Below are 23,764 nucleotides of genomic sequence, written 5' to 3'. Positions count from 1 at the left end.
GTGGATGCTGCCACCCGGCGTGTGAGGCGGAACCTCCGATTCTGTGTACGACGGGGTGGCATCGGGTCGCACGGACACTGACACCGGGTGCCGTGCGGGGTGACGTAGGATGCCCGGTGACGGACTCGCCCGACCCGGGTTCGGGGACGCGAGTTCGAAGGAGAGCAGCATGGCACCCACCTCGGCGAAGGCCCAGGCGAAGCCCCGCGCGAAGAAGTCCAGCGCTCCGGCGCTTCCCGCCGACGAGCGTGCGGCACTCGACGCCGACCTCGATCGGCTCGACGCGGGCGCGAAGGTGTGGGTCGCGCTCACGCTCGACCAGCGGGCGCGGCTGCTCGGCCGGGTGCGCGACGCCGTCGGCGCCGTCGCGCAGGAGTGGGCAGACGCTGCCACCGTGTCGAAGGGCCTGGAGCCCGGGCATGCCCTCTCGGGAGAAGAGTGGCTCGGCGGACCCTACGCCGTCATCGGTCTGCTCGACGCGCTGCGCGAGACCCTTGAAGCGCTCGCGAAGGGCCGCAGCCCGCTCGATGGCGTCACTCTCGGCGAGGCGCCCGGCGGGCGTCTGCGCGCGCATACGTTCCCCCTCAACGGCACCGAGAAGTTCCTGCTGTCGGGGTTCACCGGCGAGGTGTGGTTCGAGCCGGGCGTCTCCGCGAGCGAGGCGACGCGCGCGGCGGGGCTCGCGCAGCTCGACCCGACCGCGTCGGGCGGCATCGGCCTCGTGCTCGGCGCGGGCAACGTCACCTCGATCCCGATCGCCGACGTGCTGTACGAGCTGTTCGCGCACAACCGCGTGGCGCTGCTCAAGGTCAACCCGACGCAGGACGCCCTCGTCCCAGTGTTCGAGCGCGCGCTCGCCGCGCTCATCGAGCCAGGCTTCGTGCGCATCGTGCGCGGCGGCGCCGCGACCGGCGCCTACCTCACCTCGCACCCGCGCTTCGCCCACGTCCACATCACGGGCTCGGCGGCGACGTTCGACGCGATCGTGTGGGGGACGGGGACGGATGCTGCGGCCGCACGCGAATCCGGAACCCCGAAGCTGCAGGTTCCGATCACGGCGGAGCTCGGCGGCGTCTCGCCCATCATCGTGGTGCCGGGCCGTTGGACAGCAGCGGACCTGACCTACCAGGCGCAGCACGTCGCGACGATGCGCCTCGTGAACGCGGGGCACAACTGCATCGCGGGCCAGGTCGTGGTCGTGAGCTCCGACTGGCCGCAGCGCGAGGAGTTCCTGCGCGAGCTGCACACGGCGTACGCCGAGGCCCCCGAACGCCCGGTCTGGTACCCCCGGAGCGACGAGCGGCTCGAGTCCGCAGCATCCGCTTATCCAGATGCCGTCTGGAACGCGGACCGCACGCGCGCGATCGTCGACGTCGGCCAGGGCGACGCCGCAGACCCGGTCGAGACCGTCGAGTACTTCGCGCCGATCCTCGGGGTCGTCGAGCTGGGCGGCACGGGCCAGGAGTTCCTCGACGCGGCGGTCGCGCACGCCAACGACAGGCTCACCGGAACCCTCGGCGCGAACGTGATCATCGACCCGGTCACCGAGCAGGCGCTCGGCGACGGGTTCGAGCGCGCGATGGCCGACCTCCGCTACGGCGACATCGCGATCAACACGTGGACGGCCTTCAACTTCCTCACGGCGCGCCTCACGTGGGGCGGCTTCCCCGGCGCGACCCTCGCCGACGTGTCGAGCGGCATCGGCGTCGTGCACAACGCGCTGCTGCTCGACCGCGTCGAGCGGTCGGTCGCGCGCGGCCCGTTCCGCCCGTTCCCGCGGTCGATCGGCAAGGGCGTCTTCAGCATCCTGCCCACCCCACCGTGGTTCCTCAGCTCGCGCACCGGCGCCGAGGTCAGCGCCGGACTCACGCGGTACCTCGTCGACGGCAGACTCCCCGGACTCGTGAAGACCCTGACGAAGGCCATGCAGGCGTGACCGCCGGGTTCGGCCCTCCCGCGAGCGCTGGATTCGGCTCGGATGGGCTCGAGGCCGACTACGTCGTCGTCGGCGCAGGCTCGGCGGGCGCCGCGCTCGCGGCCCGCCTGAGCGAGGACCCGAACGTCTCGGTGCTGCTGCTCGAGGCCGGCGGACCCGACAAAGCGCTCGAACTGCACGTTCCGGCCGCCTTCTCGAAGCTGTTCCGCGGCGCGTACGACTGGAACTACGACACCGTCCCCCAGCCGGGCCTCGAGGGGCGCACCGTGTACTGGCCGCGCGGCAAGACGCTGGGCGGGTCGTCGTCGCTCAACGCGATGATGTGGATCCGGGGCTTCGCCGCCGATTACGACGAATGGGCGGATGCTGCGGGCCCGACCTGGTCGTGGGACGCCCTGGTCCCCTACTTCCGGCGCGTGGAGCGCACGTCCGACCCGGTCGATGCGACGCAGGGCACTCACGGTCCGCAGTCGGTCGAGCACCAGCGCGACCCCCGGCCTCACACTGCCGCGTTCCTGGCGGCGGCGGCCGAGGCGGGGCATCCGTTGACTCCGCCGAATCTGCCCGCGGCACAGGGGTTCTCGCAGACGATGGTGAGCCAGCGCCGCGGCGCCCGCGCCTCGACGGCCGACGCGTACCTGCGCCCGGCGAAGAAGCGGCGCAACCTGCGCGTGGTCACGGGAGCGCACGCGCGGCGGGTGACCTTCCACGTCGGCGAGGGTGCCGAACCGCGCGCGACCGGCGTGTACGTCGACATCGACGAGATCACGCGCCACCTGCGCGCACGGCGCGAGGTCGTGCTCGCCGGCGGCGCGATCAACACCCCGCAGCTGCTCATGCTGAGCGGCATCGGTCCGGCTGGACACCTCGCCGAACACGGCATCGACGTCGTGGTCGATGCGCCGGAAGTCGGCGCGAATCTGCAGGACCACCTCGTCGCCGGCCTCGCCCCGGCCGCGAAGGGCGGCACGCTGTTCGCCGCCGAGAAGCCCGCCGAACTCGCGAAGTACCTCGCCGCGCGGAAAGGGATGCTGACCTCCAACGTCGCCGAGGCCTACGGCTTCGTGCGCACCGAGGTCGCCGAGCGCACGGGCGCACCCGAGGGGCTCCCCGACATCGAGATCATCTTCGCCTCGGCGCCCTACGTCGGCGAGGGTCTCGTGCCGACGCCGGCGCACGGGCTCACGGTGGGCGCGATCCTGCTCCGCCCGCGCAGCCGCGGCACGATCCGGCTCGCGTCGGCGGACCCGTCCGCAGCGCCGCTCATCGACCCGGCGTACCTGTCGGATCCCGACGGCATCGATGCCGAGACGATGCTCGCGGGTCTCGCGGAGTGCGAACGCCTCATCGACACCGACGCCTTGCGCGCCGTCACGACCGGCGGGTGGGTGCAGCCCGAGGGCGGCGAGCGCATGACACCCGCCGAGCGCGCCGAGTTGTCCCTGCGCCGCTACTCCCACACGCTCTACCACCCCGTCGGCACGGCACGGATGGGAACGGATGCCGCCTCCGTCGTCGACCCCGAACTCCGAGTCCGCGGGGTCTCGGGGCTGCGAGTGGCCGACGCATCCGTCATGCCCACGGTGATCCGCGGCCACACGAACGCCCCCGCGATCGTGATCGGCGAGGTCGCCGCCGACCTGGTGCTCGGACGCCGCGTCTGACCAGCGACCGCCGTCCTGCTTCTCACCTGTCACAACGTGCTGCCACGAGCGACGCGTCGTGACAGGTGAGAAGCACCCTCGGCGCAACACTCTGCGAAGTCCGGACCTCGCAGCCCTGTCGGCGCAGAACTCTGCGATGTCCGGACTTCGGAGGCACACCCGCATTCCGTGTGGTCGCTGCCGTCCAGGTTTCGCAGCATCCCACGCGCAAGACTCTGCGAAGTCCGGACTTCGCCCGGGGGTGGTGGGACGGCCGGGCGGTGCGGGCGGGCCGGTACACGAACGACGAACCCCTCCGTCCTCGGATGAGGTCGGAGGGGTTCGAGGTGGACCGGGGTCAGCGGCCGCCGCGGCGGTTGGTGCCGTTGGGGCGGACGACCGAGCCGACCATGAGCTTGCCGGTGCCGCCGGACGAGGCGCGACGGCCCGGGGTGCGGGGGTTGCCGGCGGGCTGAGCAGAACGCGAGTGGCCCACGCTCTGGTCGTGACGCTGGTGCGAGGCCTTGTCGTGCGCGGTGGCCGCGTCGCGACGCTGGCCGCCCGCGGCCTGCTGACGACCGGCGCCCTGGGCCGAACCGCCCTGGCCCGAACCGCGACGGCGACGGCCGCCGCCGCCGGAGCGACCGGCGGTGGCGGCAGCATCCGTCTCGCGTGCTTCACGCGCGGCGCGCTTGCGCTGGGCGTTCGCGCCCTGGCTGGTGCCGCGCGGCGTCTCGGCGACCGGGACCGGCTTGACGTACGGGGCGACCTGGCCGACGAGCTCGACGACCTCGGGCGAGGTCGCGGTGACCGCGACGGGCTCGACCGAGATGGCGGCCTTGCGCAGCAGCTGCGACACGTCGCGCTTCTGCTCGGGGAGCACGAGCGTCACGACCGCACCCTCCGCGCCCGCGCGGGCGGTGCGGCCGGAGCGGTGCAGGTACGCCTTGTGCTCCATCGGCGGGTCGACGTGGATGACGAGCTCGACGTCGTCGACGTGCACGCCGCGGGCCGCGACATCCGTCGCCACGAGCACCTTGACGGCGCCCGACGAGAACGCCGCGAGGTTGCGGTCGCGCGCGGCCTGCGACAGGTTGCCGTGCAGGTCGACCGCCGGGATGCCCTGGCCGGTGAGCTGCTTCGCGAGCTTCTTCGCCTGGTGCTTGGTGCGCATGAACAGGATGCGGCGGCCCATGCCCGAGGCGAGCGCCTTGACGACGTCCTTCTTGGCGTCGGCGTCGGCGAGCGTGAAGACGTGGTGCGTCATCGCGGCGACGGGCGAGTGCGCCTCGTCCACGGAGTGCAGCACCTCGTTCTGCAGGAAGCGGTTCACGAGCTTGTCGACCCCGTTGTCGAGGGTCGCGCTGAACAGCAGGCGCTGGCCGCCGGCCGGCGTCGCGTTGAGGATGCGCGTGACACCCGGGAGGAACCCGAGGTCGGCCATGTGGTCGGCCTCGTCGATGACGGTGATCTCGACGGCGTCGAGGTGCACGAAGCCCTGCTTCATGAGGTCCTCGAGGCGGCCCGGGCACGCGACGACGATGTCGACGCCGGCGTTGAGCGCGTTCACCTGGCGGTTCTGGTTGACACCGCCGAAGATGGTGGTCGTCGTCAGGCCGTGCGCCTTCGCGAGCGGGGCGAGGGTCGCGTCGATCTGGGTCGCGAGCTCGCGCGTCGGCGCGAGCACGAGGCCGAGCGGGCGACCCTTGCGGCAGTTCCCGCCGGCGAGCTTGCCGCCGAGGCGCGCGGCCATCGGGATCGAGAAGGCGAGGGTCTTGCCCGAGCCGGTCTTGCCGCGGCCGAGCACGTCGCGGCCGGCGAGCGTGTCGGGGAGCGTGTCGACCTGGATCGGGAACGCGGTGGTCTTGCCGCCCGCGGCGAGCGCGTCGACGAGGGGCTGCGGCACGCCGAGCGCGCCGAAGGTGGTTTCGGTCATGAGGGGAGTTCTCCGGGCACGCGTGTGCCCTGTCGGTGGCCGGGGCGTATCTCGCCCGCGGGTCGCCGTACGAAAGATGTCAGCGCGGTTCTTCGGATCGGGGTCCGGATGCCGGCGAGGGAAGCGTTCTACGACGCGAGAAGCGCACGAAGCGCTGCAAGGGTCTCCACCCTACCAGTGGTCGGCTGGGCGTTGCCCGGCGGCGCTCGAGGTGCGCGTCGCGGTCAGGCGTTTCGACTCGCAAGCTCGCTCAACGAGCGAGGAGAGGTGCTCGGTACACCCTGGGTCAGAGGTCGGCGGTGTCCTTGCGCTTCTTGGACCGCTTGCCGTTGCGTTCGCGTCGGAGCCCGGGCTGTGCGGCCGGCGGGTCCTCAGGGTCGCCCGCATGCTTGGAGCCGAGCTCGGCCTCGGGCTCGACCTGCGAACCCGCCTCCGGCTCCTCGGACTCGGCGTGCGAATCCGTCTCCGCTTCCTCGGGCTCGGGGTCGGGGTCGGGCTCGGGCTCGGGCTCGGGCTCGGGCTCGGGCTCGGGCTCGACCTGCGAACCGGCCTCCGGCTCCTCGGGCTCGGGCTCGGGCTCGGGCTCGGGCTCGGGCTCGGGCTCGGGCTCGGACGACTCTTCAGGGCCTGGCTCTTCTGCCTCTGTCTGGTCGGACTCCTCGGCCGCGATCTCCTCCCCCGGTTCGTCGGGCGTCTCGGCGCCGTCGAGCGACTCGGCGGGCGCCCCGGCGAAGCGGTCTGCCGCGGCGCGGAGCGCGGACGCGATGCCCGGCTCGGACGCGGCGTGCGCAGCATCCGGAATCATGACGAAGTCGGCCTCGGGCCACGCGCGGTGCAGGTCCCACGCGGTCATCGCGGGGGTGCACACGTCGTAGCGGCCCTGCACGATGACGGCGGGGATGTGACGGATGCGGTCGACCTGCGCGATCAGCTGATCCGGCGTGAACCAGCCGCCGTGCAGGAAGTAGTGGTTCTCGATGCGCGCGAAGGCGACCGCCGCCTTCGGCTCCGTCATCGCCTCGATGAGCTCAGCGTCGGGCAGCAGCGTGAGATTCGCGGCCTCCCAGCGCGACCACGCGACGGCGGCCGGCACGTGCACGGCCGGGTCGGGGTCGGCGAGCCGTCGATGGTACGCCTCCATGAGCTGCGAACGCTCGAGGATCGGGATGGGGGCGATGAAGTCCTCCCACAGATCCGGGACGATGGATGCTGCGCCCCCCTCGTAGAACCATTCCAGCTCGTGGCGGCGCAGCGTGAAGATGCCCCGCAGCACGATCTCGGTCACCGCCTGCGGGTGCGACTCTGCGTAGGCGAGCGCGAGCGCGCTCCCCCACGAGCCGCCGAAGACCTGCCATCTGTCGATGCCGAGGTTCTTGCGCAGCAGCTCGATGTCGGCGACGAGGTGCCACGTGGTGTTGTGGCGGAGGTCGGCGTCGGGCTCGCTCGCGTGCGGGGTGGAGCGGCCGCAGCCGCGCTGGTCGAGCAGGATGATGCGGTACTTCTCGGGGTCGAAGAAGCGGCGGTGCCAGGGCGAGGTGCCGGCGCCCGGTCCGCCGTGGAGGAACACCACCGGCTTTCCCTCGGGGTTTCCGCTCTGCTCATACGCGATGCGGTTGCCCTCGCCGGCGATGAGCGTGCCGGTGTCGTAGGGCTCGATGGGCGGATAGAGGATGTCGTCGAGGTGTTCGTTCATAGGCTTCCCCCCGAGACGGCGAAGGTGTCGCAGGCGGAGGGACCGTTGCGGTAGCCGGTCTCGAACCAGCCCTGTCGCTGCTCGCTCGAACCGTGGGTCCAGGATTCGGGGTTCACGAAGCCCCCGGACTCCTGCTGGATGTGGTCGTCGCCCACCGCGCCTGCCGCGTTGATCGCGTCGGCGATCTGCTGCTGGGTGGGCTCCTTGAGATACGGTACGCCGTTCTCGTCGCGCAGCTCGGTCATGTCGCCGACCCAGGCGCCGGCGAAGCAGTCGGCCTGCAGCTCGGTCCTCACGCCGTTGCTGTCGGGACCCGTGCCGTTGTCAGGGTGCTGGTCCATGATCCCGGCGATGTACTGCACGTGATGGCCGTACTCGTGGGCGAGGACGTAGAGCTGGGCGAGGTCGCCGGCCGACGCGTCGAACTGCTGACGCAGCAGCCCGAAGAACGTCGGATCGATGTACACGGTCTCTTCGGGCGGGCAGTAGAAGGGGCCGGTCTGGTTGGAGGCCGTGCCGCAGGCGGTGCCCGTCTGCTGGTCGACGATGATCAGCTGCGGCGCCCGATAACCCTGCACCTGGGTCTCCCAGTACTGGTCGAGCACGACGCTGCCGGCGGCGAGGCGGCACTCGTCGTTCGCGTTCGCGTCGGCGCCCGTCTCGCACTGCTGGATCTCGGACTCCTCGCCGGATCCGACCTGCGGCTGCGAGGGGATGACGCTCGACAGGTCTTGTCCGGTGAACAGCTGGAACAGGATCACCGCGATCGCGCCGAGACCGGCGATGCCGCCGCCCGCGACCGCGATGCCCCCGCCTCGACGCCGCGCCGTGTTCCCCCCGACGTTGGCGTTCTCATTGAACGTCATGCCGTCACGGTACCCCGACAGTCCGATCCACAGCAGGAACCATTCCCGAATCAGCAGGAATGAGTACAATGCGCGGGGCTACGCTCGGGGGCATGGCGAGCGAACCCACGACAGTGACCATCACCGGCGGCGGAGGCCAGATCGGCTACGCGCTGATGTTCCGCATTGCTGCGGGTGACATGCTCGGCCCCGATCGTCCGGTTCGGCTGCGGCTGCTCGAGATCCCCCAGGGCATGCGCGCGGCCGAGGGTGCGGCGCTCGAGCTGCAGGACTGCGCGTTCCCGCTGCTCGCCGACGTCGACGTCACCGACCACCCCCTCACCGCCTTCAACGGCACCCGCATCGCGATGCTCGTCGGCGCGCGGCCACGCACCGCCGGCATGGAGCGCGGCGACCTGCTGGCGGCGAACGCGGGCATCTTCGGCCCGCAGGGCAAGGCGATCGGCGCAGTGGCGGACGATGCCGTGCGCGTGGTCGTGGTCGGGAACCCCGCGAACACGAACGCGCTCATCGCCGCAGCATCCGCTTCGCCCGACATCCCTTCCGAGCGCTTCACCGCGCTCACACGTCTCGATCACAACCGCGCCGTCGGCCAGCTCGCCGAGGCGCTCGACGTCGCGGCCGGCGACATCGCCGACGTCGTGATCTGGGGCAACCACTCCGCCACGCAGTTCCCCGACGTAGACCATGCAGCCCTTGCCGATGGGAGGTCGGTGCCCGAGGCCCTCGCCGAACGTCTGGGCGGCGCCGAGCAGGCGATGGCATGGCTGGACGACGTCTTCATCCCGCGTGTGGCGAAGCGCGGGGCCGAGATCATCGAGGTGCGCGGCTCGTCGTCGGTGGCCTCCGCCGCGAACGCCGCGATCGATCACGTGCGCGACGAGCAGCTCGGAACGCACAAGGGCTGGACGTCCGCGGCGGTGGTGTCGCGGGGCGAATACGGGGTTCCCGAGGGCCTGGTGTGCTCGCTGCCCGTGGTGTCACGTGGCGACGGCAAGGGCTACCGCGTCGTCGAGGGTCTCGACCTCGACGACCGCGCGCGGGCCAGGTTCGCAGCATCCGTCGCCGAACTCGCCCTGGAGCGCGACGCGGTCCGGGCGCTCGGCGTGCTCTGACCCCGCCGCGGCTCGGCAGGGCCGGCAGCGCCCGGCAATAGGCTCTGAGGCGTGGAAGTCCTGATCGTCGTCATCATCGCGATCGTGGTCATCGCGCTCGCGACGGCGGTCGCCCCGAAGCTCGGGATCGCGGGGCCACTGATCCTCGTGCTGGTCGGCGGAGCGGTGAGCCTGCTGCCCTTCGTCGAGATCCCCGAGATCAACCCCGAGTTCATCCTGGTCGGCGTGCTGCCGCCGCTGCTCTACTCGGCGGCGGTCTCGCTCCCTGCGATCGAGTTCCGCCGCGACTTCGGCCCGATCGCGGGCCTGTCGTTCCTTCTCGTCATCATCAGCTCGGTGCTGCTCGGGTTCTTCTTCATGGCCGTGATCCCCGGCATTCATCCGGCCGTCGCGGTGGCGCTCGGGGCGATCCTCAGTCCCACGGATGCCGTGGCCACATCCATCGTCAAGCGCCTGGGTGTGTCGCGCCGCGTGGTGACGATGCTCGAGGGCGAGAGCCTGCTCAACGACGCGACGGCGCTGGTGCTGCTGCGCACGATGATCGCCTCGGTCGGACTCGCGACCAGCGTCAGCGGCGACACCCGCGTCGGATTCGGGTTCATCCCGGCGTTCGCGTGGGGCGTGGTCGTCGCGGTCGTGGCCGGCGCGATCGTGGGCTGGCTGAACCTGCGGCTGCGGGCGCTCATCAAGAACTCCGCCGCGAACACCGCGATCGGCTTCGTCGTGCCGTTCATCGCGTACATCCCCACCGAGGAGCTCGGCGGCTCCGGACTCGTCGCCGCGGTCGTCGCGGGCATCGTCACCGGCCAGGGCGCGGCACGGTGGTTCACGCCCGAGCAGCGCCGGTCGGACGAGCACAATTGGCGCACCATCGAGCTCGTGCTCGAGGGCGCCGTCTTCCTCATCATGGGCCTCGAGCTCCGCGACATCGTCGAGCAGAACGTCGAGCAGCACAACGGCCTCGGCACCGGCCTCGGGATCGCGCTCGGAGCGCTCGCGATCATCATCGCCGCGCGCGCGGCGTACGTCTCACTGCTGGTCTGGCTGCAGAGCCGGCGCGCCCGCGGGCGGCAGCGCACCCGTCTCGAAGCGATGAACACGCGGCTCGACCGGATCGCGGACGGCTCGGCCGTGCCCGATCCGCGCTACCGCGGCCGGCATCCCGACAGGTCGTTCGACGATCCGCGCGCGCAACGGCGGCTCTCGTCGATGCGGACGCGCGTGTCGCGGGCGCTGAGCGACCTCGACTACTACCAGGCCTCGCCCCTCGGCTGGAAGCACGGCGCCATCATCGTGTGGGCCGGCATGCGCGGCGTGGTGACGCTCGCCGCCGCACAGACGATCTCGAGCGACGTCACCGACGATCGCGCGCTGCTGGTCTTCATCGCGTTCGCGGTGGCCGTCGGGAGCCTCATGCTGCAGGGCTTCACGCTGCCGTGGGTGGTCAAGGCCCTGCGAATCGAACGGACGGGCGACGACAGCGTCGACAAGGCGGAGCAGTCGGCGATCGACGACGAGCTGCGCGACGCGGCGATCGGTGCGCTGTCGGATCCCGCACTGCGCCGGCGCGACGGCTCGGAGTTCGCCGAGGACCTCGTCTCGCTCGTCGGCAGCCGCATGGTCGACCCGCCCGACGACGCCGAGGGCCTGGCGACGCGCGACCTGCTCGAGCTCCGGCTCGCGATGATCGAGGCGATGCGGGGGCGGCTGAACGACCTGTCGTCGGGCGGCGAGTACTCGACGCCCGCCCTGCGCCACTCCCTGGCCGAGCTCGACGCCGACCAGCTCAGCCTCGAGCTGCGGCTGGACGACGAGGACGACTGAGCGCGGGTGCCGAGCCGGCGCTGCGACCGCGCTCGGGCGTTTCGACTCGCAAGATCGCTCAACGAGCGGAAGGGCCGGGGCGAATCCGCCTCGCGGGTGGGGGAGAATGGGAACGAGCGAGGGGGCCTCACGATGAGCGAGACGACGAAGACGCCGGATGCCGCGCACACGCACGCGGCGGCGGCTCCGGGGTCGGTCGCGGCCGACACCGCGCCGCTGCACCTGCCGCACCAGGCGGCCGAGTGCCCCAAGTGCTTCACCGAGCTGCAGCAGAACCGCAACTGGTGGCTCGCCCAGCCCGCCGGGTCGCGCCTCGTCGGGCTCGTGATCGCCCGCGACGACATGCCCTCCGTGGTCGAGCAGCGCAACGACCTCACGCGCTTCGGCGTGCCGATCGAAGGCTTCCGCCATCCCGCGCCCGAGACCCTCGAGTCGTGGGAGGAGCGTCTCGTGCGCCTGTTCGGCACGCTCGTCCGCGGCGACGTGCTCGTCGTGGCGAACGTGCACGCCCTCGGCCGCGACATCGACGAGGAGACGCGCACCGTCACGGAGCTGCACCGTCGCGGTGTCGTCGTGAAGGTCGTCAGCCACGGCGGCCGCCACCTCTACGACGCCGGCCGCTGACGCATCGAGCCGTCAGCCGGCGTCGTCCTCTCCAGAGTTCTCACTGCTGAGCGAGTTCTCGCGCTCGACGTCCAGGAGGGGGAGGTCGTCGCGTGTGACGAGACGTGCCGCGATCGCGTGCTCGACGAGCCGCACGCGGCGATTGGTCGCATAGGAGCGGACTCCGCCGCGCATGCCCGGAACACCGGCGCGGTCGAGCTTGTCGCACACGTTGTCGAGCTTGCGGTTGAACCGGGTGAGCGTCCAGCCGAGGCGCTCGGCGGCCTGCGCCGACGTCGGCAGTTCGCTCATGCCGGTGCCGTCGCGCCGGAGCACCGGCTCGGCGAGCGCGAGGATCATGACGCGCTGACTGTGCGTGAGCGGCACCTCGCCGATCGTCGAGAGGCCGTCGTCGTCGGCGGGCGGCTGCGTCTCGCGGAAGGTCGGTTCGGCCGCGTGGATCGTGAGCTCGTACGTCGTGGGGCCGGCACTGAAGATGACGGATGTCGCGGCGAAGACGAGCGGCAGCCGCGCACCTGGTGCGAGCCAGGCCTGCACACGCCCGCCCGTGTCGGTGACCGTCGCCGACAGGCGCGAGCCCACGTTCGAGAGCAGCCAGAGCCCTTCGATGTTCTGGATCGTGAGGAAGTTGCGGTGCAGGAACAGGTTGTCGTCGATCGCGAGATCGCCCTCACGGCCCACCGTGAAGACGGTGCCGGGTGCCACCGAGAACTCCTCGCCCGCGAACTCGACCCTGAGCTCGTCGACCTCTGCGGCTGTCACGGTGTGCACCCCCGCGTGGGTTCGGGCTGGAACTGCCCGTTCTCGCGAACCAGCTCGACGTCGACGCAGGTCGGCCCGGAGGCCGCCGCCGGCACGACGATCTCGGCGATGGCGACCGGCTCGGGCTCGGCATCGCCGTCGCTCACCGAGATCGCCGTCACGAGGTACTGGTCGCCGTCCTGCGGATCGGGGTTCGTCCAGGTGAATTTCACGCCGCCCTCGACCGGTGTGCCGACGACGTCGGTGACGGCGGGGATCACGGTCGACAGCGGGTCCTGCGGCTTGGACGACTCCGTCGGCGTCGGCGGTTCCTGTGCCGTGCCCGACAGGATGCCCGGCAACGACACCCCGACGATGACCGCCACGATCACGAGCGCGGCGGCGCCGAGTCCGATCCACAGGCCGGTGCGGCGAGGGCGCGGGGGCGCAGCATCCACCTCCTCCTGCACAGGGGCCGCATCGAACGCGGGAGCGCGGACGATCGTCTCGTCGAGCGACTCCGGCGGGCCGACCTGGTCGCGGCGGATCGTCTGCTCGTACGCCGACGGCGGGATCGCGGACGCCTGGCGGGCGACCGTCTCGGTCTCGGCGGGTGCCGGATCGAACTGCGGCGCGGAGGCCCGGCTCGGCGCGGTCGTGGCCGACGGACGGGTCATGCCGGCCGCGGGAGTCGTGTCGGGGTTGATGCTGACGACGCCGCGCACGCGGGTGAGTCCGTCGTCCTCGTCCTCCTCGATGTCCTCCGGGACGTGGTCGTCGAGGATGTCGATCGGGGTGACGGAGTGCGACAGCTCGATCTGCACGGTCTGCAGCGCGCGGGCGAAGGCCAAGGCGCTCTCGTACCGGTCGACGGGCGCCTTCGCCATCGCGCGCTCGAGCACGCGCTGCAGCGACGCCGGCACGTCGGCGCGCCCGAGGGCGGGAAGCGGCAGCGACTCGATGCGGTGGATCAGCTCGGCCGCGCCGTTGCGCTGGCCGGGCAGCTCGAACGGCGAGCGTCCGGCGAGGAGCGTGTAGACGGTCGCGCCCAGCGCGTACACGTCGGAGCGCGGGTCGCTGCGCGGCACGTCGGCGAACGACTCCGGCGGCGACCACGGGATCGACAGGCCGGCCGACTCGGCCGCCGCGTTCGTGGTCGAGGCGATGCCGAAGTCGGTGAGCGCGGGGCGGTTGTACTCGGTGACGAGGATGTTCGCGGGCTTGATGTCGCGGTGCAGCACGCCCGCGCGGTGCGCCGTCTCGACGGCGGCGGCGACCTGCACGCCGACGCGCAGCGACTCCGCGATCGAGAAGGGCTCGCGCCGGTACCGCACCTGCAGGTTCGGCCGCGGGCAGTACTCCATCACGAGGTAGGGGCGGCCGTCCTTGGCGACGCCGGCCTGGTAGATCGTGACGATCGCCGGGTGCGTCGACAGCATGGCCATGACGTTGGCCTCGGCGGTGAACTCCTCGACCGACCCGCTCGACATGCGATCGGTGAGCAGCACCTTGACCGCGACGCGGCGCTTCGGCAGCTGCTGCTCGTACAGGAACACGTCGGCGAAGCCGCCCGAGCCGAGCAGGTCGACGTAGGTGAACCCGGGAAGATCCGGCGGCGCCATGGGCGCGCGCTTGGCGCTCACGACAGCCCCTCGATCGCGACGGTGATGCCGTCGCCGAGGTCGAGCACGTCGCCCGGGACGACGACGGCGCCCTCCCCCGGGTGCAGCCGCACCGGGTCGGCGCCCTGACGCAGCAGCGTCGTGCCGTTCGTGGTGCGCAGGTCGGTCGCGACGATGCTCTCGCCCTCGACGCGCAGCTCGACGTGGCTGCGCGAGATGTCCTGCTGGGGGCTGTCGACGGCCACGAGGTGCGGCAGGTCGGTGCCGCTCACGCGGGTCGAGCGCGGACGGCGGCCGATCACGATCGTGCGGTCGAGCTGCAGCACCTGCCCCGTCGAGACGCGGATGCGTCCGGGAGCGGGCGGCCGCGGCGGCGCGAGCGGTGCGGGGGTCGAGTCGAGGGGAACGGATGCTGCGCCCCCGGCGCCGCCCGCCGCCTCGCGCAGTGCGCGGGCCTGGGCCAGCGAGATCGTCGCGCCGTCGTGGTCTCCGGCGGGCGGCGCTGCGGGACCGCCCTCGTCCACGGGGCCGGCCTCGACTGCGTCGGTGGAGCGGATGACCGTGGCACCCCAGACGTCGTCGAATCCCGCGGTGGACTCGTCTTCGCCGGCCGGCACAGGGCCTGCCGGAGGCAGCGGCACGATGGTCTCGGCGGACGGCGTGAGGGCCGAGTCGAGCGGGAGCAGCGTCTCCGCGTCGACGACCGATGGCACGGAGTTCGAGTCGATGAGCCCCGAGACGGCCGGCCCCGGTTCCGGCGTCGTCGCCGGAACACGGGTCGGTCGTCCGACACGCCGGGCCGCGGCATCCGTCTCCGGCGTGTCGCCGTCATCGGCCCGTGTTTCGGCAAGGACGGGAGACGCGGATGGCGGCTCCGGCACCGCGGGCGCCGCGGGGACGTCGCGCCGACGCGGACCCGGCGCGACCTCGGCCGGAGCCACCTCGGCCGCAGCTGCGCCGGCCGGAGCGGCCGGCGACGCACCCGCGGGCGCAGCATCCCATTCGATCCTGCTCGCCAGCACGATGCCATCGGCGATCTCGAACTCGGCCGGTGCATCGGACCCCGACATCGTGAGGGCCACGCGCACCACGCCGGGGATCACGCGCTCGGTCCAGGTGGTGACGCCGGCGCCCGACACGCGCTCGGAGACCGTGGCGTCGACGTCGAACGCGAAGTCGCCGCGCACCGCGACGCGCACGCCGTCGCCCTCGGCGAGCGCGACGGCGAATGCCGGGATCGCCGTCAGCGACGCGCCGTACGCGCCGGTGAGCGCCTCGATCACGCCCCCGAGGCCGCGGCCGTCGGCGAGCAGCGACCTGATGCGGGTGAGGAGCGCGGCGGAGGTGCCGGACTCGAGCATCGCGAATCCGCGTGGGGTGACTGCGGCCGGCGTGGTTCCCGGGGCGTACAGCGTGGGCATCAGAATCCTCCCGCGACGACCGCGCGTGGCAGCGTGTCGCCGTCGATGTCGGCGTCGTCGTGGGCGGGGGCGCTCACCGGCACCGTATCGCGTTCGCACGCGCGGCTCGTCCGGGTGCGCACCGAGAGGGCGTCGACGACGATCGCCGTGATGTTGTCGCGGCCGCCGCGCACCATCGCCTCGTGCACGAGCCGTGTGGCAGCCGCCTGCGGATCGGCTTCGGCGAGGAGGATGCCGTGGATCGCATCCTGCTCGAGCTCGCCCGAGAGCCCGTCGGAGCACACCAGGATGCGATCGCCGTCCTCGGCCGGGATGAGCCAGTAGTCGGGCTCGGCATCGCTGCCCGCACCGATCGCCCGCGTGATCACGTTGCGGCGGGAGTCCCGCTGGGCGGCGGCGGCGGCGAGCTGGCCGCTGTCTACGAGCTCCTGCACGATCGAGTGGTCGACGCTGACCTGCTCGAAGTGCCCCTCACTGAGGCGGTAGGTGCGCGAGTCGCCGAGGTTGATCGCGAGCCAGTAGCCTTCGCCGTCGACGTCGGCGATCACGACGCCCGCGAGCGTCGTACCGGCACCCGCGCCGGCGTCGGCCGGCAGCGCCGCGACCCGGCGGCGCGCCGCGACGACGCCCGCCTGCACCTCGTCGATCGTCAGGCTCTCGCGGCCGGCGAGGCCCGAGAACTCCTCGATCACCGTCGCGCTGGCGATCTCACCGGCATTGTGGCCGCCCATGCCGTCGGCCACGAGGAACAGTGGCGACACGGCGAGGTAGGAGTCCTCGTTGATGCGGCGGCGCAGGCCGGCGTCCGTCGACGCCCCGAAGGCGACCGCGATCGGCGCGGTGGCGCCGGTCATCACGTGAGACCCACCGTCACGCGCCGGTCGCCGAACTCCAGCGTGTCGCCGTCGCGCAGGTTCGTGCGCGCGCCCGGCGTGAGCGGGATCCGCCCGCCGTCACGGACGAGCGTCGTGCCGTTGGTCGAGTGGCGATCGGCGATCCACGCACCGGTGGCACCGCCGCCGACCTCGAAGTGCGTCTTCGACAGCGAGAGGGTCTCGTCGCGCACCGGGATCGCGACAGCGCCGTCCTCGCCTGCGGGGTTGCGGCCGTACAGCGTGCGGCCGTACACCGCCATGCGCGTGCCATCGTCCCACGTGAGCACCGCGAGCACCGGCGCGCCGTCGTACAGCGCGGCCCGCTGCGCCGGCGGCGGCACGACGATGCGCGTGGACTCGAGGTCGTCTTCGACGGATGCGGGGATGACGGATGCTGCGACCGCAGCGGCTGCGGCAGGTGCGGCCGGGGCGGCGGTCACGGTGGCGGTGGCGCCGAGCGGCTCGGTCGTCGTCGCAGCGGGGAACGGCATGGTGACACTGGGGAAGGCCTCGGCCTGCGGCGGGCGCGTGACAGGAGCCTGCGGGTCGCGCGTGACCCACGGGATGTCGTCGATCACACCGGTCGGCGCCGGGGCGGCCGGACGGGTGGTCGACGGGGCCGATACGGGCATGAACCCGGCCGCCGGGACCGGGGTGGCGGGTCGCAGCGGCGGGGCCGGCGGCAACGATGCGGCGCCTGTCGGTGACGGCAGGTACGGGTTCGCTGCGGGCAGAGCTGCGGACGCCGGGGTTGCAGCATCCGTGTTCCGGATGTCGATGACGACCGCCCGCGATGCCATGTCGTGCCAGCCCTGCCGGCGGCCACGGGAGTCGAAGAGGGGCGTGAAGTAGCCGACCACGATCGACGCGGCGAGGCTGAAGACGAGATTGCGCAGGATCGCGCGCCAGAAGCCGATCGGGGCGGCGGAGGCGGCGTCCTGCAGACGCAGGCCGAGGAGCCGCTGCCCGATCGAGCCGCCGCGACTGCCCTGCATCGCCGAGTAGACGAGCCACCAGACGAAGAGCAGGAGGCCGATCCCGAGGTAGCTGAGGACGATCATGACGGCCAGGCCGTCGCGCTGCCAGGCCGGACCGACGCCGAAGATGATGCCGACCACGATGCCGATGAGCACGGCGCCGATCACCCAGACGACGCCGATGTCGATCGCGAACGCCCCCACACGGCGTCCGATGGTCGCCGCGGGGGCGGCGCCTGGCGGGCTCACGGTCATTCGTTCTCCTGTGGGGGGTGGGCGGAGGGCTCGGGTGCGCTCCGGGTCTTGCTGCCGCGGCGCGAGCGCCGGGTCGAGCCCTTCGGCGCGTCGGCGTCGTGCTGAGGGGTGTCAGCGGGCTGCGTCATTCGCGCGCGCGGCGCCGGACGCGCGGGCAGCGCGAATCGCGTGCCTTCGAGGAGTGTACGGATACTGAGCCTCGCGCCGAGACGATGCCACACCGAGCGCCCCTTCCCCATGCCGCCGACGATCTCGTCGACCTGTGTCCAGAAGGCCTCGATGTCGTCGGGCGACGGCTCGGTCGGACCGAACACCTCGAGATCTGCGCGGGATGCCAGGGTCGCGACCCGCGGCTCGGCGAACGCCGCGGTGAGCACGCCCGCGTCCTCCTGGCGCGTCGCACCGGGGCGGACCGGGGCACCGAAGTCGGAGGCGCGGTCGACGAGCTCGTCCCATCCGCCACTGATGCGGTCGGAGGCGCGCTCCGCCTCGCGGCGCTTGCGGCGGCGGGTCGCCTTCAATGCGCCGATCACGATGAACGGCGCGAGCAGCACGGCGAGCAGTCCCAGTGCGCCGACGCCGATCGACACGATCGTCCACAGGAGGCCCGCGTCGAAGGCGTTCTCGTCCTCCGAGCCGCGGTCGTCGGCGACAGTCGGCGGCAGGTCGACGGGCTCCGCCGGTGGCGGCGGGGGCTGCAGCACCTGCGGCTTGGGGTCGGCCTTCGGCTTGGTCGTCTGGTCGCTCGGAACCTGGTCCTCGGGCGGGGTCGGGTCGAAGGGGACCCAGCCGGCGCCGTCGAAGGCGACTTCGACCCACGCGTGGAGCGTCTCGCCCGTCGCGGCGTACACGGGCTCCGCTGCGGCGTCCTCGTCGGGGTAGAACCCCATGACGACCCGCGCCGGGATGCCGACCTGGGCCGCGAGGAGCGCCATCGCCGTCGCGTACTGCTCGTCGTCGCCCACCATCTGCTCCGAGCCGAGCAGTGTCGCAATGCGCTCCGCACCGTGACCGGCGCGCGAGAGCGGCTGCCCGGCGAGGCCGTGACTGAAGTAGCCGCCTTCCGACAGCATCTGCTCGAGGGCGCGCACCTGCTCGACCGGCGTCTCGGCCTCGGCGACCGTCTTCGACGCGATGTCGGCGAGGGTCTCGGGCACGCCGACCTGCTTCGGCATCTTCAGCGGCGCGAAGCTCTGGTCCGCGAGCGCCTCGTCGCTCGGCACCTCGGGGATCACCGCCTCGAGCGTGTACTCGTCGCCCTTCTCGAGACCGAGGGTGACGACGCCCGTCGCGGTCGCTTCGTTGTAGTGCGCGGTGCGGCGGAGATCGTCGGCGCGGGCGCCGTCGAACGTGACGCTCTGCACGGCGCCAGCGTCCGGCATCCACACGCTCTCGAGCTCACCGATCTCGACGTGCACCGTGGCCGGCGTGCCCTCGGCGTCGGCGGACATGTTGGTGCGCGCGGGCGCGAAGGCGCTCGACGAGCCGGTGCCGTCGTCCGACACGTTGTAGACGGTGCCGTTGTAGGCGTCCATCGTGGCCAGGCGCATGCGGGCGCCTTCGGGCAGGCCGCTGACCGTGAAGAGCGGCTCGTCGGGGTGGTCGCGCACGTACGCGCGGAACGACTGCAGCGGGCTCGCGAACTCGCGGATGTCGAACGGCGGGATCACGACGTCGCGCAGCACGTACCGCGGCGACGAGGGCGCCGCGAATCCGCTCGTGGCGACGCCGACGACGGCGGCGATCACCACGACGGCGGCGCCCATCAGCACGCGCCGCACACCCGCGCCCGAGCGGGCGGGGCCTTCGCCGACCGAGATCGCGGCCGCCTGCGGCTGCCACGCCTGGCGCAGTGCGAGCCAGACCACGGCGACGAGTCCGAATGCCACGCCCTGAACGACGGGGACGAAGGGCTCGGACGTGCCCAGCGCGATCTCGATCGCGAGGAACGCGGCCGCAGGGACCAGCGCCCACGCGGCGCTGCGCAGCCGCAGGGCGAGGGAGGTCGTCAGCACCGCCGCGACGAGCGACAGGACGAACGGCACGATCAGGTGGCCGTCGTCGGTCGCCACGGGAGCGATCGTGGTGAGCAGTTCTTTCCACGATATGACCGCACCGAGCGCGAGCTGACGCAGCGTCTCGAGGGTGGGGATCACGCCCGCGACGGTGGTGTGCGGCAGGGCGAGCGCCCCGCCGAAGAGGAAGTAGACCGCGATCGTGGCGGCCGCGAGGAGGAGGATGCCCCAGCGGAAGATGCGGCCGAGCACGCCGAGCCCCATTCCGAGCACGAGCCCGCCGAGGGCGGCGACGAGGTAGCTCGCGCCGTCGAACGTCGGCGCGAACCCGACCACGGGGATGAGGAGCAGCAGCGCGACGGCGGTGAGGTCGAGGATCCAGCGGCGGGTCGGGAGCGCGTCCACGCGGGGAGCGCGGGGAGCGGATGCTGCCGCCTGTGGCGGTGCGGATGCTTCGGCGCGCGTCGGGAGCGGGGTGACGGGCGCGCTCATTGGTGCACCATCGCTTCTGTAGCGCGAGCGGGTCGCGTTGGATGAGGCTTCCTGTTGAACCGCCGGCCGGTGGCTGACCGCCTGAGCCGCTTGTCCCTCGAGGACCAGCATGAGATCTGCGGCAGCCGCCGGGCCGGGAAGCCGATACCGGCGCTAGGGATATGCGGGTTGGACCGCCACGCAATGAGCATCCGGACTGGCTCCCCGTCACCGACGGTGCCAGATCCATCATCACAGGAAGGACCGGACAGATGTCCACAGAGAACGACCCGCGGTTGTTCGCCGGCATCGACTGGGCCAGCAACACCCATGCCGTCTGCGTGGTCGACGCTCACGGAGAGATCCGGGTGCGTTTCGAGATCGCTAACACCGGCAAGACCTTCGCGGGGCTCGTGAAACGGTTGGCCAAGCTCGCCGTCGAAGGCGTCGCGATCGAACGGTGTGACGGGCCGCTGGTCGAAGCGCTGCTGGACGCGAACCTGCACGTCGTGGTGATCACGCCACGACAGGTCAAGGGACTGCGCAGCCGCTACTCCGGCTCGGGCGCGAAGTCCGACGCCGGCGACGCCTACCTGCTCGCCGACGTGCTGCGCACCGATGGCCACCGGCTGAGCCCGCTGACCCAGGACAGCGGCGCCACCCAGGTACTGCGGTCGCTGTCGCGCACCCGCAAGCAGCTCGTCGAGGCCCGGGTCGGGTTGATGAACCAGCTGCGCGCCGAACTGGAGCGCTGCTTCCCCGGCGCGATCGGCCTGTTCGCCCGACTGGACAGCGACGTCACCATCGCGTTCCTGCGCCGCTACCCCACCCAGCGCGCCGCCGCCCGACTCACCCCGGCCCGGCTCGCGGCGTTCCTGCGGCGCATCGCCTACTGCGGCCGCAAGAGCGTCGACGACCTCTACGCTCGCGTCACCCAAGCGCCCCCGGCGGGACTGTCCGCCGAGGAAGCCGACGGGCACGCCGTCTGCGTCCACGCCCTGCTCAAAGCCATGGAGACCATCCGCAACCAGGAACGCGAACTGGAAGCCGAGATCATCGAACGCCTCGACGCCCACGCCGACGCGCACATCTTCACCAGCCTCCCCAAAGCGGGCCACGGCGTCCGCGCCGCAACGCTGCTCGCCGAGATCGGCGACGTCCGCGCCCGGTTCCCCGACGAGGAATCCCTCGCCGCCCTCGCCGGCGTCGCACCCGTCACCAGAGCCAGCGGAAAGATCCACTCCGTCGCGTTCCGCTGGGCCGCGGACAAGAAGCTCCGCAACGCGCTCATCGACTTCGCCGACGACTCCCGACACGCCAGCCCCTGGGCCGCGAAGATCTACCAAGATGCCATCGCCCGCGGCAAACGCCACCCCCATGCCGTCCGCATCCTCGCCCGCGCCTGGGTCCGCGTGATCTGGCGCTGCTGGCAAGACCACACCGCCTACAACCCCCAACTCCACGGAGGCGCCATGCAGCAGATCGCCGCCTGAGGTTGACCTAGGGAATCTCATGCGAGCACCTTCCGGAGGGCGTTCGGGAGCTGGTCGAGCGCGCCGAGGGTCACGACATCCGCTTCTCCGATCCTTCGCAGCGACGGCGCCGCGTGGTCCGCCGACGCGACGACGGCGAGCATCCGCGCGCCGAACGGCAGGCGGCTGCACGCGGTGCGCAGGTCGTTCGCGTCGACCTTGCTGCCGCACACGAGCACGACCACGCTCGCCAGGGGAAGCGTCGCGGCGACGACGCCGGCGAGCTCGACGACCGAGCCCGCCTTCGGCTTCGAGTGGCCCAGCGCCGAGAGGGAGTCGAGGAACTGCTTGCCGGTGCCGGACGGCAGCGCCCGCTCCTGCACGCGCACCTCGACGCGCTGGGAGTCGCGCAGGGCGCGCAGGCCGAGGGAGCCCGCGGCGGAGATCGCGAGCTCGAACTCGTCGTCGTCGCGGTAGTCGCCGGGGCTCGTCGACAGCCCGATCACGAAGTGCGAGCGGCGCGTCTCTTCGTACTGACGCACCATCATGTGCCCGGTCCGCGCCGTCGACTTCCAGTGGACGTGACGCAGGTCGTCGCCGGGCTGATACTCGCGCAGCGCGTGGAACGAGACGTCGTCGGGCGACAGATCGGTCGCGGGGAGGCCTTCGAGGTCGCGGAGGAACCCGAGGGACTGACCGTCGAACAGCACAGTGCGCGGGTGCACGAAGAGATCGACCGGCTCGTCGCGGCGGTGGACCCGCTCGAAGAGTCCGAGCGGATCGCCGCGCACGACGCTCACCGGGCCGACCTTGACGACCGCGCGACGCGATGTGGGGATGGCGAAGAGCTCCTCGGCGGACTCGCCCGCCGCGAGCCGGTGCACGTCGAAGACGCCGCGGCCGCTGCCGACCGGCAGCAGCACGCGCGACGGCAGGATGGCACGCGAGCTGGTGTTGGCGAGCGTCAGCGCTCCCACGGCTCGCTCCCCGACCACGACGCGCGTGCGGTTGAGATCGAGCGACACGTCGTAGGCGGTGCGGCCGATGAGGAACAGCAGGCACAGCGCCAGCACGACGGTGATCGAGATCGCCGCGACGGTGAGCTCCCACCAGCCGAGCGCGTGGCCGGCGATCCACAGGGTCAGCGCACCGGCGATGAGCACCCAGGCGACGGGGCGCACGACCCCGAACACGCGGCCGAGCACGATGCCGGCGCGCCGCAGCGCGCCGAGCAGCAGCTGCCCGTACCAGGCGCGACGGTCCTGCGTGGAAGCCGCCTGCCCGAGTGCTTCCGTCGTCATCAGGCCGCGGACCTCGCCTGCGGTGCGGCCACCGACTCGAGGACGCGTCCGATGACGGTCTCGGCCGACGTGCCGGCGAACTCGGCCTCGGGGTCGAGCACGATGCGGTGCGTCCACACCGGTGCGACGAGCGACTTGACGTCGTCGGGCAGCACGAAATGGCGGCCCTGCGCGGCGGCATAGACTTTGGCGATTCGGATCATCGCGAGCGAGCCGCGCACCGAGACGCCCAGGCGCGTGGCCGGGTCGTTGCGGGTGGCCTCGGCGAGCTGCGCGGTGTAGCGCAGCACCGCGGGGTCGACGTGGACCGTGCCGGCGAGGTCGGCCATGTCGGCGACCGCGCCCGTCGTGATGATGGCGGGGAGGTGCGCCGACGGGTTGCGGTCGGCCGCGCCCGCGAGGATGCGCTCGGCCACGGCCAGGTCGGGGTAGCCGATCGACGTCTTCACCAGGAAGCGGTCGAGCTGCGCCTCGGGCAGCTTGTACGTGCCCGCCTGCTCGATGGGGTTCTGCGTCGCGATGACGAGGAACGGGCGGCCCACCTCGTGCGCGACGCCGTCGACGGTCACGCGCGACTCCTCCATGACCTCGAGGAGGGCCGACTGCGTCTTCGGCGAGGCGCGGTTGATCTCATCGGCCAGGACGATCGACGCGAACACCGGACCGCGGTGGAACTCGAAGCGGTGCGAGGTCTGGTCGTAGATCGTGACGCCCGTCACGTCAGACGGGAGCAGGTCGGGCGTGAACTGGATGCGGCTCGACGTGCCCTGCACGGTGGCGGCAAGCGCCTTGGCGAGGCTCGTCTTGCCCGTGCCCGGGGCATCCTCCAGCAGCACGTGCCCTTCGGCGAGCATCGCCGAGAGCACCAGTGCCACCACCTCGCGCTTGCCCATGAGGGCCTGATCGACGTTGTCGACCAGTCGCGCGAAGGTGCCCTGGAACCAGGCCGCCTGTTCGGGGGTCATCGTCATGAGTGT

16 protein-coding genes and 1 pseudogene are annotated in these 23,764 nt (G+C 72.0%); 6 read left to right on the top strand and 11 right to left on the bottom strand.

Annotated features, from left to right (window positions below; translation table 11 throughout):
* Nucleotides 1-169: 169 nt before the first annotated feature.
* Complete coding sequence (locus tag ACVN90_RS01745) at nucleotides 170-1,936, top strand: aldehyde dehydrogenase family protein (RefSeq protein WP_475100456.1); 1,767 nt, start codon at nucleotides 170-172, stop codon at nucleotides 1,934-1,936.
* The gene (locus ACVN90_RS01740) at nucleotides 1,933-3,600 is read left to right on the top strand and encodes a GMC family oxidoreductase (RefSeq protein ID WP_475100455.1); all 1,668 of its coding nucleotides are present in this window, start codon (nucleotides 1,933-1,935) and stop codon (nucleotides 3,598-3,600) included. The genes ACVN90_RS01745 and ACVN90_RS01740 overlap by 4 nt, the downstream gene beginning before the upstream one ends.
* A 337-nt stretch (nucleotides 3,601-3,937) precedes the next feature.
* Here ACVN90_RS01740 and ACVN90_RS01735 read toward each other — a convergent pair whose 3' ends face one another.
* The 3 genes and pseudogenes from ACVN90_RS01735 to ypfJ all read right to left on the bottom strand — a co-directional run bounded on the left by ACVN90_RS01735 (nucleotide 3,938) and on the right by ypfJ (nucleotide 8,074).
* On the bottom strand, nucleotides 3,938-5,515 hold the full coding sequence (locus ACVN90_RS01735; RefSeq protein ID WP_475100453.1) for a DEAD/DEAH box helicase: 1,578 nt from the start codon (nucleotides 5,513-5,515) through the stop codon (nucleotides 3,938-3,940).
* 721 nt (nucleotides 5,516-6,236) lie between these two features.
* Nucleotides 6,237-7,208 (bottom strand): annotated as a pseudogene (pip, locus tag ACVN90_RS01730) (prolyl aminopeptidase); the annotation flags it as partial.
* A complete protein-coding gene (ypfJ, locus tag ACVN90_RS01725) occupies nucleotides 7,205-8,074 on the bottom strand; it encodes a KPN_02809 family neutral zinc metallopeptidase (protein WP_475100452.1) in 870 nt (289 codons plus the stop codon). The gene ypfJ and the pseudogene pip, both read right to left, overlap by 4 nt.
* 92 nt (nucleotides 8,075-8,166) lie before the next feature.
* Between ypfJ and ACVN90_RS01720 the strand changes: the two genes are divergently transcribed.
* The 3 genes from ACVN90_RS01720 (at nucleotide 8,167) to ACVN90_RS01710 (ending at nucleotide 11,637) form a co-directional block, all read left to right on the top strand.
* Nucleotides 8,167-9,189 (top strand): malate dehydrogenase, encoded by a 1,023-nt coding sequence (locus ACVN90_RS01720; protein ID WP_475100451.1) that lies wholly within the window; start codon nucleotides 8,167-8,169, stop codon nucleotides 9,187-9,189.
* A 51-nt stretch (nucleotides 9,190-9,240) separates the two neighbouring features.
* Entirely contained in the window at nucleotides 9,241-11,013 is a 1,773-nt protein-coding gene (locus ACVN90_RS01715; RefSeq protein ID WP_475100450.1) for a cation:proton antiporter, read from the top strand.
* A 132-nt stretch (nucleotides 11,014-11,145) separates the two neighbouring features.
* The gene (locus ACVN90_RS01710; protein ID WP_475100448.1) at nucleotides 11,146-11,637 is read left to right on the top strand and encodes a recombinase family protein; all 492 of its coding nucleotides are present in this window, start codon (nucleotides 11,146-11,148) and stop codon (nucleotides 11,635-11,637) included.
* 12 nt (nucleotides 11,638-11,649) lie between these two features.
* On the opposite strand, the gene ACVN90_RS01705 is transcribed toward ACVN90_RS01710, so the two are convergent.
* From ACVN90_RS01705 to ACVN90_RS01680, 6 genes are read right to left on the bottom strand one after another with little or no spacing between them, the layout of a single operon-like run.
* A complete protein-coding gene (locus tag ACVN90_RS01705) occupies nucleotides 11,650-12,399 on the bottom strand; it encodes a hypothetical protein (RefSeq protein ID WP_475100447.1) in 750 nt (249 codons plus the stop codon).
* Entirely contained in the window at nucleotides 12,396-14,021 is a 1,626-nt protein-coding gene (locus tag ACVN90_RS01700; protein ID WP_475100446.1) for a serine/threonine-protein kinase, read from the bottom strand. The genes ACVN90_RS01705 and ACVN90_RS01700 overlap by 4 nt, the downstream gene beginning before the upstream one ends.
* Nucleotides 14,018-15,421, bottom strand: a complete 1,404-nt coding sequence (locus ACVN90_RS01695; RefSeq protein WP_475100445.1) for an FHA domain-containing protein — start codon at nucleotides 15,419-15,421, stop codon at nucleotides 14,018-14,020. The genes ACVN90_RS01700 and ACVN90_RS01695 overlap by 4 nt, the downstream gene beginning before the upstream one ends.
* Entirely contained in the window at nucleotides 15,421-16,275 is an 855-nt protein-coding gene (locus tag ACVN90_RS01690; protein WP_475100443.1) for a PP2C family protein-serine/threonine phosphatase, read from the bottom strand. The genes ACVN90_RS01695 and ACVN90_RS01690 overlap by 1 nt, the downstream gene beginning before the upstream one ends.
* The gene (locus tag ACVN90_RS01685) at nucleotides 16,275-17,528 is read right to left on the bottom strand and encodes an RDD family protein (protein ID WP_475100442.1); all 1,254 of its coding nucleotides are present in this window, start codon (nucleotides 17,526-17,528) and stop codon (nucleotides 16,275-16,277) included. The genes ACVN90_RS01690 and ACVN90_RS01685 overlap by 1 nt, the downstream gene beginning before the upstream one ends.
* Nucleotides 17,525-20,035 (bottom strand): transglutaminaseTgpA domain-containing protein, encoded by a 2,511-nt coding sequence (locus ACVN90_RS01680; RefSeq protein ID WP_475100441.1) that lies wholly within the window; start codon nucleotides 20,033-20,035, stop codon nucleotides 17,525-17,527. The genes ACVN90_RS01685 and ACVN90_RS01680 overlap by 4 nt, the downstream gene beginning before the upstream one ends.
* Before the next feature lie 275 nt (nucleotides 20,036-20,310).
* Here ACVN90_RS01680 and ACVN90_RS01675 point away from each other — a divergent pair, with 275 nt between their 5' ends.
* The gene (locus ACVN90_RS01675) at nucleotides 20,311-21,507 is read left to right on the top strand and encodes an IS110 family RNA-guided transposase (protein WP_475098221.1); all 1,197 of its coding nucleotides are present in this window, start codon (nucleotides 20,311-20,313) and stop codon (nucleotides 21,505-21,507) included.
* Nucleotides 21,508-21,524: 17 nt separating this feature from the next.
* Here the strand turns inward: ACVN90_RS01675 and ACVN90_RS01670 are convergent, their stop codons facing one another.
* Nucleotides 21,525-22,787 carry a DUF58 domain-containing protein gene (locus tag ACVN90_RS01670; RefSeq protein ID WP_475100440.1) on the bottom strand — a complete coding sequence of 421 codons (1,263 nt, stop codon included), beginning with the start codon at nucleotides 22,785-22,787 and terminating at the stop codon, nucleotides 21,525-21,527.
* Entirely contained in the window at nucleotides 22,787-23,758 is a 972-nt protein-coding gene (locus tag ACVN90_RS01665; protein WP_475100439.1) for an AAA family ATPase, read from the bottom strand. The genes ACVN90_RS01670 and ACVN90_RS01665 overlap by 1 nt, the downstream gene beginning before the upstream one ends.
* Nucleotides 23,759-23,764: the final 6 nt, after the last annotated feature.

It is taken from the genome of Microbacterium sp. F01 (genome assembly GCF_056156365.1).
This window is presented reverse-complemented; position numbering and strand designations above follow the sequence as displayed.